Below are 11,940 nucleotides of genomic sequence, written 5' to 3'. Positions count from 1 at the left end.
AGGGTAGAACACCGTGCGACCCCTCCCCCTCCCCGACCCGGGGACCCCCGACCTGCGCGGACCGACGCGCTACCTGCTCTGGCTGGCCCGTCGTCAGTGGACCGTGCTCACCGTCTCCGTGCTGCTCGGCCTGGCCAACTTCGCGTGCCAGGCGTTCCAGCCGTGCATGCTCGGCCGCGCGCTCGACGAGGGGCTCGCGGAGGGGTTCGGGCCGGAGCTGTGGCGCTGGGCGGGCCTCCTGCTCGCGCTCGGCCTCGGGATCGTCGTCACCGGGGTCACGCAGCACCGGTTCGACATCGCGAACTGGCTGCGCTCCGCGCTCACGACGTCCCAGCTCGTGGGCGACGTCACCGCGCGCTCCGGCGACGCGATCACGGAGGAGCTGCCCACGGGCGAGGTCGTGTCGACCGTGGCGAGCGACGCCATGCGCGTCGGCCAGCTCTTCTCGATGATGGGCCAGTTCCTCGGCGCGCTCGGCGCGTACGTCGTGGTGGCGGTCATCATGCTCTCGACGTCGCTCCAGCTCGGGCTCGTCGTCGTGCTGGGCCTGCCGGTCGTGGCGGCGGTGCTCGCGCTGCTCGTCAAGCCGCTCCAGCAGCGCCAGGCCGCGCAGCGCGAGGCGCAGGGCCGGCTCACGACGCTCGGCGCCGACACCGTCTCCGGCCTGCGGATCCTGCGCGGCATCGGCGGCGAGGGCGTGTTCGTCGGCCGCTACGCGCGCCAGTCGCAGAAGGTGCGCGAGGCGGGGGTCAAGGTCGCGCACACGCAGGCCACGCTCGACGCCCTGCAGGTGCTCCTGCCGGGCCTCCTCGTCGTGCTCGTCGTCTACCTGGGCGCGACGGCGGCCCTGCGCGGCGACATCACGCCCGGGCAGCTCGTCGCGTTCTACGGGTACGCGGCGTTCCTCGGCTGGCCGCTGCAGGTCGCGACGCAGATGCTCAACATCGCGACGCGCGCCCACGTCGCGTCGCGCAAGATCGTGCGCGTCCTCGCGGTCGAGCCCGCCGCAGGCGCGACGCCGGCCACCGCGCCCATGCCGCCCGAGGGCAGCCCCCTCGTCGACGAGACGAGCGGCCTGGTCCTCGAGCCGGGCCGCGTGGTCGCGCTCGTGTCCGCGGACCCCGACGCGTCGGCGGCCGTGGCGACACGCCTGGGCCGGTTCGACGACGCCGCGGAGGCCGCCACGCCCGTGCGGCTCGGCGGGACGCTCCTCGCCGACCTGGACAAGCACGCGCTGCGGCGCCGGGTCGTCGTCGCCGAGGCGACGCCCCAGCTCTTCTCGGGCGCGCTGCGCGACGAGCTCGACCCGCGGGGTGCCGCGACCGAGGCCGACGTGCTCGCCGCCGTCACCGTCGCCGACGCCCACGACGTGCTCGACTCCGTCCCCGACGGCCTCGCGGGCGAGCTGCCCGAGAAGGGTCGCTCGCTGTCGGGCGGGCAGCGCCAGCGCGTCGCGCTCGCGCGCGCCCTGCTCACGGAGCCCGAGGTCCTCGTGCTCGTCGAGCCGACGAGCGCCGTCGACGCCCACACGGAGGCACGGATCGCCGCGCGCCTCGCCGACGCCCGGCGCGGACGCACGACGCTCGTCGTCACCGCCTCGCCGCTCGTGCTCGAGCACGTCGACGAGGTGCTGCTCCTCGAGGGCGGCCGCGTCACCGCGCGCGGCACGCACCGGGACCTCGTCGACCGCGCCCACGCGTCCGGCACCGCGCCGGACGACGACGCGGCCCGCTACCTGCGCGTCGTCGGGCGCTCGCTCGACGAGTCCCCCGTGCTCGCCCACACCGCACCCGAAGGAGGAGAGTCGTGAAGCTCCCCGTCGCCGACGGCCCCGCCGTCCGCGCCGCCGCCGGGCGGCTCTTCGCCCGCCACCGCGGCACGTTCGTGCTCATCGCCGTGCTCCACACCCTCGCCGCCGTCGCCGGGCTCGTCGGGCCCTGGCTGCTCGGCCGGCTCGTCGACGCCGTCACCGAGGGCACGACGTCGTCCTACGTGACGACGGTCGTCGCCGTCGGCGCGGGGGCCGTCGTCGCGCAGGCGGTGCTCCGCCGGTACGCCCAGCGCCTGTCCATGGTGTTCGGCGAGACGGTGTTCGCCGAGCTGCGCGAGGACCTCGTCGAGACGGTGACCTCGCTCCCCCTCTCGACGGTCGAGCGCGCGGGCACGGGCGACCTCGTCGCCCGCACGACCAACGACGTCGACCGCATCCAGCACGCGGTGCGCTTCGGCGTGCCGCAGCTCCTCGTCGCCGTCGTGACGCTCGTGCTCACGGTCGTGGCGTCGGTCGTCGTCGCGCCGCTGGTCGCGATCGCGCTGTTCGTCGGGGTCCCGCTGCTCGTCGTCGTCTCGCGCTGGTACCTCCGGCGCGCGTCGGCGGGCTACCAGCGCGAGGCCGCCGCGTACGCGACGCTCAACGGCACCATCACGGAGAACGTGGAGGGCGCGCGCACGGTCGACGCGCTCTCGCTCACCGAGCGGCGCCAGGCCCGCGTGCGCGCCGACCTCACCGAGGCGTACGAGTCGGAGAAGTACACGCTCGGGCTGCGCACCGTGCTGTTCCCCGGCATCGACCTCGCGATCGCGATCGCGCCCGTCGCGGCGCTCGTGTGGGGCGCGTGGCTGCTCTCGCAGGGCCAGACGACGCTCGGCGCGGTCGCCACGGTGACCACGTACGCGTTCCAGCTCGCGGGGCCGGTGTGGAACCTCATCTTCTGGCTCGACGAGATCCAGGTCGCCGCGGCGTCCTACGCCCGGATCGTCGGCGTCGCGCAGGTCCCCGGCGACCGCACCGCGACGGGCGACGTGCCCGACGGCGACCGGCTCGTCGCGCGCGACGTCGAGTACGCGTACCGCGAGGGCCACCCCGTGCTGCACGGCGTCTCGCTGGACCTCGAGCCGGGCGAGCGGCTCGCCGTCGTCGGTCCGTCCGGCGCGGGCAAGTCGACGCTCGGGCGCATGCTCGCGGGCATCCACCCGCCCACCGCCGGGTCGGTGCGCTCCGGCGGCGTCCGCCTCGTCGACCTGCCGCTGGAGGACCTGCGCCGTCAGGTCGCGCTCGTCACGCAGGAGCACCACGTGTTCGTCGGGACCCTGGCGGACAACCTGCGGCTCGCGAAGGTCGACGCGAGCGACGCCGAGCTCCGCGACGCGCTCGACGCCGTGGACGCGCGCGGCTGGGCGGAGTCCCTGCCCGACGGCCTGGAGACGACCGTCGGGTCGGGCGGGCACGTGCTGACCCCCGCGCAGGCGCAGCAGGTCGCGCTCGCGCGGCTCGTGCTCCTCGACCCGCACACGCTCGTGCTGGACGAGGCGACGTCGCTCCTCGACCCGCGCGCGGCCCGCCACCTCGAACGCTCGCTCGACGCCGTGCTCGCGGGCCGGACCGTCGTCGCGATCGCGCACCGCCTGCACACCGCGCACGACGCCGACCGCGTCGCCGTGGTCGACGACGGCCGCATCAGCGAGATCGGCCCGCACGACGAGCTCGTCGCGGCGGGCGGCGACTACGCCCGTCTCTGGCACTCCTGGCAGCAGGAGTAGCCGCCCGCGAGATCGACCCGGCCGTCTCGAGATCGACCTCCAGAGGGTCGATCTCGGACGCTGGGGTCGATCTCGCGGGTTCGGTTGTCCACAGACCACGGCGTGACGCCCCGCGTCCCGCCCGCGTCGGCCACGCTCGGCACCATGCCGCACGACATCCCGCCGATCGACACCCTGCCCCGGGCCACCCCGGCGCGCGACGCCGCGCCCGTGGAGCCGCCCGCCCGCGACACCCCACCGGGCCGCACGTCGTCGGACGGGCGTGCGGACGTCACCTCTCCCGACGCCGCGCCCCGGCGCCCCGGCGACGACCGCCGGACCGAGCGCCCCGTCCCGCCGACGGCGACCCGCTTCTCGGAGGAGCGGCGCACGGAGCTCGCCCGCCGCACCCGGGACGGGACCCTCGACCGCGTCCGGCGCGGCGTCTACCTCCCGCCGGTCCCTGCCGACGCGAGCCCCGCGCAGCTCCGCCGCGAGCTGGTGCTGCGTCGCGTCAGCGCCGTCGCCGAGCGGCTGTCGAGCGCGTACTGGTTCAGCCACACGAGCGCCGCGCTGCTGCACGGCTGCTGGACCTGGCGGCTGGCCGACGTCGTCCACGTCACCCAGCTCCGCCCGCCCAAGGCGGCGCAGACCCGCGAGCCGGCGCTCCGCCGGCACTGGACCCCGCTCCCGGTCCGTGACCGCACCCTCGTCGCAGGTCTCCCGGTCACGACGCTGGAGCGCACGGTCGTGGACTGCGCCCGCTCCCTGCCGGGAGCGCAGGCTCTGGTCGTCGCCGACTCGGCGCTGCGCGCGGGGGCCGACCCGGCGGTGCTCGGCGCCCTGCTCGCGGAGGCCGCGGGGCGGCGCGGCGTCCGCCGGGCACGCGCCGTCGTCGGGCTCGCGGACGCCCGGTCGGAGTCGCCCGGGGAGTCGGTCGTGCGGTGGGTCGTGCACGACGCCGGGCTGCCGGCTCCCGTGCCCGGGCTCGAGGTCCCGACGTGGCGCGGGAGTCTGTGGGTGGACCTCGGCTGGCCGGAGCACCGGGTCGCGGTGGAGTTCGACGGCGCGGTCAAGTACTCGGGTGGCGGCTTCGGGGACCCGCGGTCGCGCCTGCAGCAGGAGAAGGCGCGGCACGACGCGCTCGTGGAGGCGGGGTGGGTCGTGCTCCGGGTCGTCTGGGCGGACCTGGGCGACCCGACGACGATCGTGCGGCGCGTCGAGCGGGCTCTTCGTCGGTGATGACTCCGCAGAGGTGGAGTCAGGGGTCGAGGCGCGGCGCGAGGTCGACCCGTACGTCCGAGATCGACCCTCAGGAGGTCGACGTCGAGCCGGGCGGGTCGATCTCGGCGGGGTCCGGGAGGCCGGCGATGCCGCCGCCGTCGCCGCGGGTGCGGCGCTTGCCGCCCGCCGCCTCGTCGCGCACCAGGCGGATCCACAGCAGCACGGCGAAGCCGCCGAACACCCACCACTGCAGCGCGTAGAAGAGGTTCTGGAGGTTGAGACCCGTGCCGCCCTCGATCGTCGGGCGCGGGAGCTGCGCCGGGCCGCCCTCGGCCGCCGAGGGCTGCTCGGGGTCGGAGGTGAGGAGCACGAGGTACCCCGAGTACATCGGTCCGCCCCACTCGTTGACGAGCGCCCCGGTCGAGATGGCGTCCGTGAGCCCCGGGGCGGAGCCGCCCTGGCCGGCGGCCTCCGAGGCCTGCAGGTAGCCCGTGAGCCGCACGACGCCGTCCGGCGGGTCGAGCGCGGCACTCTCCTCGGGCGTCTCGACCCAGCCGCGGACCACGGGCAGCACGGGAGCGCCCGAGAGGTCGGCCCACGACGCGCCCTGCGTCCCGTCGTCGGTCACGTGCAGCGGGGTGAGGACGAGGTAGCCGACGCGGCCGTCGAGCGCGCGGCCATCCACGAGGAGCTGGCCGGCGGGGTCGTACTCCCCCTCGACCCAGGCCTGCCGACCGACGAGCTCGCCCGGGAAGGTGGACTGCGGCGGGAGCAGCACCCCGACGCCCTCGGGCCCGGCGGCCTCGAGCTCCGCGGCCTCCTGCTGGGCCGCGAGCTCGGCCCGCTGCTGCGCGCGGTCGAGCTGCCAGACGCCGAGCCGTGCGCACACGGCGGCGGCCAGGAGGAACAGCACGAGCAGGCCGACCACGCGGGGCTGGCGGGCGACCGCCCAGAACGAACGCGGGGCGGTGGGCTCGGGCACGACCCCACGGTAGCCGGGCCTCGCGCGAGAACCCGCATCGCGGGCGACGGACCGGGCGAACCTCACACCGGTGCGGTCGGACGCGGTGGCGTGCGCGACCGGCTCCCGGGACCTAGGACCTTTTCTGCGGTCCTGGACGGACGTCACACCGCCCGGGGCCGTCACGGACCGTGCAGGGCCCCGGTCGATGCGGTTGTATGAAGCCGTAGTCGTTCACGAACCCTTCCCCCTGCAGGAGCGTGAGATGAGCACGACCACCGCCACCGAGTCCACCGCCTGGCGACCCGCCGAGGTCGCCCCCCTCGACGACGACACCCTGCGTCGCGTCGACGCGTGGTGGCGTGCAGCGAACTACCTGTCCGTCGGCCAGATCTACCTGCTCGACAACCCGCTGCTGCGCACGCCGCTGGACCGCGAGGACGTCAAGCCGCGCCTGCTGGGCCACTGGGGCACGACGCCCGGCCTGAACTTCCTCTACGCGCACCTCAACCGCGCGATCGCGCAGCGCCGCCAGTCGACGATCTACGTCGCAGGCCCCGGTCACGGCGGCCCCGGCCTCGTCGCCAACGCCTACCTCGAGGGCACGTACTCGGAGACGTACACGGACATCACGCAGGACACCGAGGGCCTGCGCCGCCTGTTCCGCCAGTTCTCCTTCCCGGGCGGGATCCCGAGCCACGTCGCGCCCGAGACGCCGGGGTCGATCCACGAGGGCGGCGAGCTCGGCTACGCGCTCTCCCACGCGTACGGCGCGGCGTTCGACAACCCGGACCTGCTGGTCGCGGCGGTCGTCGGCGACGGCGAGGCGGAGACGGGCCCGCTCGCGACGAGCTGGCACTCCAACAAGTTCGTCAACGCGCGCAACGACGGCGTCGTGCTGCCGATCCTGCACCTCAACGGGTACAAGATCGCCAACCCGACGGTGCTCGCCCGGATCAGCGACGACGAGCTGCGCGACCTCATGATCGGCTACGGCCACACCCCGTACTTCTTCACGGGCGGGTTCGACGGCGAGGACCACTTCGAGGTGCACCGGCGCTTCGCGCAGCTCCTCGACGAGGTGCTCAACCACATCGCGCAGATCAAGGCCGACGCCGCGGCCGGGAACGACGAGCGACCCGCGTGGCCGATGATCGTGTTCCGCACGCCGAAGGGCTGGACCTGCCCGCCCGTCATCGACGGCAAGAAGACCGAGGACTCGTGGCGCGCGCACCAGGTGCCGCTCGCGAGCGCGCGGGACACCCCGGAGCACCTCGACGTGCTGCGCGGCTGGCTCGAGTCGTACCGCGCGGACGAGCTCTTCGACGAGGGCGGTCGCCTGCGCGACGACATCGCCGCGCTCGCCCCCGAGGGCACGCTGCGCATGAGCGACAACCCGCACGCGAACGGTGGGCTGCTGCTCAAGGACCTGCGCCTGCCGGACTTCCGCGACTACGCGGTCGACGTCTCGGGACCGGGCGGCAACGTCGCCGAGGCGACCCGCGTGCTGGGTCAGTGGCTCACCGACGTGGTGCGGCTCAACCCCGACAACTTCCGGATCTTCGGGCCGGACGAGACCGCGTCGAACCGGCTCCAGGCCGTGTACGAGGTCACGGACAAGCAGTGGAACGCCGACTTCTTCGGGCCCGACGTCGACGAGCACCTCGCGCGTGCCGGCCGGGTCATGGAGATGTTGTCGGAGCACCAGTGCCAGGGCTGGCTCGAGGGCTACCTGCTCACCGGGCGGCACGGCCTGTTCACCAGCTACGAGGCCTTCATCCACATCGTCGACTCGATGTTCAACCAGCACGCGAAGTGGCTCAAGGTCACCAACCACATCCCGTGGCGGCGACCGATCGCGAGCCTCAACTACCTGCTGTCGAGCCACGTGTGGCGCCAGGACCACAACGGCTTCAGCCACCAGGACCCGGGCTTCATCGACCACGTCGTCAACAAGAAGGCCGAGATCGTCCGCGTCTACCTGCCGCCGGACGCCAACACCCTGCTCTCGACCTACGACCACTGCCTGCGCTCCCGCCAGTACGTGAACGTCGTCGTCGCGGGCAAGCAGCCGGCACCGCAGTTCCTGTCCATGGACCAGGCCGTCGCGCACTGCACGCGCGGGCTCGGCATCTGGGAGTGGGCCGGCACCGAGGTCGAGGGCGAGGACCCGGACGTCGTGCTCGGCGCCGCGGGCGACGTCCCGACGCTCGAGGTGCTCGCCGCGGCGGACATCCTGCGCCGCCGGATCCCGGACCTCAAGGTCCGGGTCGTCAACGTCGTGGACCTCATGCGGCTCCAGGACGAGAAGGAGCACCCGCACGGCCTGTCGGACAAGGACTTCGACACGCTCTTCACCGCGGACCGGCCCGTCATCTTCAACTACCACGGCTACCCGTGGCTGATCCACCGCCTCACGTACCGCCGCACCAACCACGCGAACATCCACGTGCGCGGCTACAAGGAGGAGGGCACCACCACCACCCCGTTCGACATGGCCATGCTCAACGACATCGACCGCTACCACCTGGTGATCGACGTCATCGACCGCGTGCCGTCCCTGCGCTCGACCTACGCGGGTCTGCGCCAGGAGATGGTCGACGCGCGGCTGACGGCCCGGCAGTACACCCGCGAGCACGGGGAGGACATCCCCGAGGTGCGCGACTGGGTGTGGCCGGACGTCGGCGAGACGGCGACCGAGCAGGGTGGCCCGCAGTACAACGGCGCGAGCGCCGCCGTGCAGGACACCGGAGGAGACAACGAGTGAGCGACACCGCTCGCAGCATCTACATCACCTCGCCCGAGGGCGAGACGGGCAAGTCCACGATCGCGCTGGGGGTCCTCGACCTGCTGGTCCGCAAGGTCCAGCGGGTGGGGGTCTTCCGCCCGGTCACCCGGGCCGCCGGCCCGGACGTGCAGGACTACGTGCTCGAGCTCCTGCTCGCGCACGACGGCGTGGACGTCACCGCCGAGCAGGCGATCGGCGTCACGTACGAGGACGTCCACGCCGACCCGGAGGCCGCGCTCTCGCAGATCGTGGCCCGGTACCACGAGGTCGCCCGGCAGTGCGACTTCGTCGTGGTGGTCGGGACGGACTACACCGACGTCGCAGGCCCGACCGAGCTGTCGTTCAACGCGCGCGTCGCGGCGAACCTCGGCGCGCCGGTCCTCCTCGTCGTCTCCGGCAAGGACCGCACGCCCGACGCCGTGGGCAACCTCATCGAGGTGAGCGTCGCCGAGCTGCGCTCCCAGCACGCGCAGCCCATCGGCGTCGTCGCGAACCGCGTCCAGCCCGACGACCTCGACGCGGTGCGCGCGCTGCTCGGGGCGCTCGGCCCCGACGGCGAGCCGCTCGCGCGGGCCGCGGGGACGGCGTCGGGCACGACGGCCGAGCCGGCCACGGGCGCGCACCTGCCCGGCTGGGCGGTGCCCGAGGACCCGTTCCTCGACGCGCCGACCGTGCGCGCGCTCATGGAGGCCGTGGGCGGGACGCTCGCGTTCGGGGAGGAGGCGCTCCTGGGCCGCGAGGCGACGGACCTGCTCGTCGGCGCCATGTCGTTCGAGCACCTGCTGGACCGGCTGACCGACGGCGCGGTCGTCATCACGCCCGGCGACCGCGTCGACATCCTCATCGGGCTGCTCGCCGCGCACTCGGCGTCGGGCTTCCCCTCGCTCGCGGGCGTCATCCTCAACGGCGGGTTCTTCCCGCCGGAGTCCACGGCGCGTCTCGTCGCGGACCTCGACCCGAGCCTGCCGATCATCCGCACCGACCTGGGGACGTTCCGCTCGGCGAGCGCCGCCGCGAGCGCCCGCGGCCGCGTCACCAAGGAGTCGCAGCGCAAGGTCGACACGGCGCTCGCGCTGTTCGAGCAGAACATCGACGGCGCGGCGCTCCTCGCCGGCCTCGACGTGCCCCGGCCCGAGGTCGTCACGCCGCTCATGTTCGAGTACGAGCTGCTCTCGCGCGCCCGCGCGGACCGCAAGCACGTCGTGCTCCCCGAGGGCGACGACGACCGCATCCTGCGCGCCGCGTCCACGCTGCTCGGCCGCCAGGTCGCCGAGCTGACGATCCTCGGCGAGGAGCCCAAGGTCCGCGCCCGCGCGGCGGAGCTCGGCCTCGACATCGACGCCGCCCACGTCGTCAGCCCGCACGACCCAGGGCTCGTGGAGCGGTTCGCGGCGGAGTACGCCCGCCTGCGCGCCCACAAGGGCATCCGGCTCGAGGAGGCGCGCGAGCGCGTCCAGGACGTCTCGTACTTCGGCACGATGATGGTCCACCTCGGCCTCGCGGACGGCATGGTCTCGGGCGCCAAGCACACGACGGCGCACACCATCAAGCCGTCGTTCGAGATCATCAAGACGCAGCCGGGCGTGTCCGTCGTGTCGTCGGTGTTCCTCATGTGCCTCCAGGACCGCGTCCTCGTCTACGGGGACTGCGCGGTCATCCCGGACCCGACCGCGGAGCAGCTCGCGGACATCGCGATCTCCTCCGCGGCGACGGCGCAGCAGTTCGGCGTCGACCAGCGCGTCGCGATGCTGTCGTACTCGACCGGTGAGTCGGGGTCGGGTGCCGACGTCGACAAGGTGCGCCGGGGCACGGCCCTCGTCCGCGAGCGCCGCCCCGACCTGTTCGTCGAGGGCCCGATCCAGTACGACGCCGCCGTGGACGCGTCCGTCGCGGCGTCGAAGATGCCGGGCTCGGACGTCGCGGGCCGCGCGACGGTGTTCATCTTCCCGGACCTCAACACGGGCAACAACACCTACAAGGCGGTGCAGCGCTCCGCGGGCGCCGTCGCGGTGGGCCCGGTCCTCCAGGGCCTCAACAAGCCGGTGAACGACCTCTCGCGCGGCGCGCTCGTGCAGGACATCGTCAACACCGTCGCGATCACGGCGATCCAGGCGCAGGGGTCCGCGGCCCCTGCGCCGGCCGCCGACTCCACCCACGACTCCGGCCACTCCCGAGGAGCCACCTCATGACGATCCTGCCCGAGGGCGAGCGCCCCAACCCCTACAGCGCCTACGGGGCGCACGGGTCCGTGCTCGTCATGAACTCGGGGTCGTCCTCGCTCAAGTACCAGCTCGTCAACCCCGTCGGCGGCGAGGCGATCGCCGCAGGCACGATCGAGCGCATCGGCGAGGACACCGGCATCATCAAGCACCGGTTCGCGGGGAACACGACGACGCGCGAGGAGCCCGTCGCGGACCACGGCGTCGCCCTGCGCATCGCGCTGGGCCTGTTCGACGAGGTGGGGCCGACGCTCGCCGACGCGGACGTGTACGCCGTGGGCCACCGCGTGGTGCACGGCGGCGCGGTCTTCTCCGCGCCGGTCCTGGTGGACGACGACGTCGTCCGCCAGATCTCCGAGCTCTCGCCGCTGGCACCGCTGCACAACCCGCCGAACGTCAAGGGCATCGAGGTCGCGCGCGAGCTGCTGCCCGACGTGCCGCACGTCGCGGTGTTCGACACGGCGTTCTTCTCCACGCTGCCCGACGCCGCGGCCACGTACGCGCTGGACCGCGAGGTCGCGCAGGAGCACGGCGTGCGCCGGTACGGGTTCCACGGCACGAGCCACCAGTACGTGTCCGGCAAGGTCGCGCGCGTGCTGGGCCGCCGGATCGAGGGCCTCAACACGATCGTGCTGCACCTCGGCAACGGCGCGTCCGCGTCGGCCGTGCGCGGCGGCGTCGCGGTCGACACGTCGATGGGCATGACCCCGCTCGAGGGCCTCGTCATGGGCACGCGCACGGGCGACATCGACGCGGCCGTCGTGTTCCACCTCGCGCGCAACGCGGGCATGAGCATCGACGAGATCGACGTCCTGTTCAACAAGCGCTCGGGCGTCAAGGGCCTGTCGGGGGTCAACGACTTCCGCGAGCTGCGGCGGCTCATCGACGCCGGCGACGAGGGCGCGCGCCGCGCCTTCGACGTCTACATCCACCGCCTGCGCAAGTACGTCGGCGCCTACACCGCCGTGCTCGGCCGGGTCGACGTCGTCGCCTTCACCGCGGGCGTCGGCGAGAACGACGCGGACGTGCGCGCCGCCGTCGTCGAGGGGCTCGAGCCGCTCGGTCTCGCCGTCGACCCGGAGCGCAACGCCGTGCGCTCCGGCGAGCCGCGCGTCATCTCGCCCGACTGGACGAGCACGCTCGTCATGGTCGTGCCGACGATGGAGGAGCTCGCGATCGCGCGCCAGTCCGTCGAGGTCGTCGAGGCGGCGTCGCGCGCGTCGTAGGTG

7 protein-coding genes are annotated in these 11,940 nt (G+C 73.9%); 6 read left to right on the top strand and 1 reads right to left on the bottom strand.

The features are described 5' to 3' along the window. Positions 1–13 precede the first annotated feature (13 nt). The 3 genes from ABWU78_RS12325 (at position 14) to ABWU78_RS12315 (ending at position 4,761) form a co-directional block, all read left to right on the top strand. The gene (locus ABWU78_RS12325; RefSeq protein WP_439158554.1) at positions 14–1,810 is read left to right on the top strand and encodes an ABC transporter transmembrane domain-containing protein; all 1,797 of its coding nucleotides are present in this window, start codon (positions 14–16) and stop codon (positions 1,808–1,810) included. Beyond that, positions 1,807–3,540, top strand: coding sequence for an ABC transporter ATP-binding protein (locus ABWU78_RS12320; protein WP_253050857.1), 1,734 nt, complete (start codon positions 1,807–1,809; stop codon positions 3,538–3,540). Before ABWU78_RS12325 ends, ABWU78_RS12320 begins: the two co-directional genes overlap by 4 nt. 102 nt (positions 3,541–3,642) lie before the next feature. After that, positions 3,643–4,761, top strand: coding sequence for a hypothetical protein (locus ABWU78_RS12315; RefSeq protein ID WP_439158553.1), 1,119 nt, complete (start codon positions 3,643–3,645; stop codon positions 4,759–4,761). A gap of 70 nt (positions 4,762–4,831) precedes the next feature. On the opposite strand, the gene ABWU78_RS12310 is transcribed toward ABWU78_RS12315, so the two are convergent. After that, entirely contained in the window at positions 4,832–5,725 is an 894-nt protein-coding gene (locus ABWU78_RS12310; protein ID WP_439158552.1) for an SURF1 family protein, read from the bottom strand. A gap of 244 nt (positions 5,726–5,969) precedes the next feature. On the opposite strand from ABWU78_RS12310, the gene ABWU78_RS12305 reads away from it, so the two are divergent. Genes ABWU78_RS12305 through ABWU78_RS12295 form a run of 3 tightly spaced genes read left to right on the top strand, consistent with a single transcriptional unit; the run spans position 5,970 to position 11,937 of the window. Further along, positions 5,970–8,471, top strand: coding sequence for a phosphoketolase family protein (locus ABWU78_RS12305; RefSeq protein WP_439158551.1), 2,502 nt, complete (start codon positions 5,970–5,972; stop codon positions 8,469–8,471). Continuing rightward, entirely contained in the window at positions 8,468–10,681 is a 2,214-nt protein-coding gene (gene pta, locus ABWU78_RS12300; RefSeq protein WP_353707828.1) for a phosphate acetyltransferase, read from the top strand. Before ABWU78_RS12305 ends, pta begins: the two co-directional genes overlap by 4 nt. Next, positions 10,678–11,937 carry an acetate/propionate family kinase gene (locus ABWU78_RS12295; RefSeq protein WP_439158550.1) on the top strand — a complete coding sequence of 420 codons (1,260 nt, stop codon included), beginning with the start codon at positions 10,678–10,680 and terminating at the stop codon, positions 11,935–11,937. The genes pta and ABWU78_RS12295 overlap by 4 nt, the downstream gene beginning before the upstream one ends. Positions 11,938–11,940: the final 3 nt, after the last annotated feature.

Source organism: Cellulosimicrobium sp. CpK407, from assembly GCF_051844275.1.
Lineage (GTDB): Bacteria > Actinomycetota > Actinomycetes > Actinomycetales > Cellulomonadaceae > Cellulosimicrobium > Cellulosimicrobium cellulans_G.
The sequence above is the reverse complement of the archived record's forward strand: the minus strand, read 5'-3'. Positions and strand labels throughout refer to the sequence as shown.

Excerpts from the sequence above, each read along its gene's own strand:
- ABWU78_RS12305 (WP_439158551.1), top strand. The coding sequence starts at position 5,970 with ATGAGCACGACCACCGCCACCGAGTCCACCGCCTGGCGACCCGCCGAG.
- ABWU78_RS12295 (WP_439158550.1), top strand. The coding sequence starts at position 10,678 with ATGACGATCCTGCCCGAGGGCGAGCGCCCCAACCCCTACAGCGCCTAC.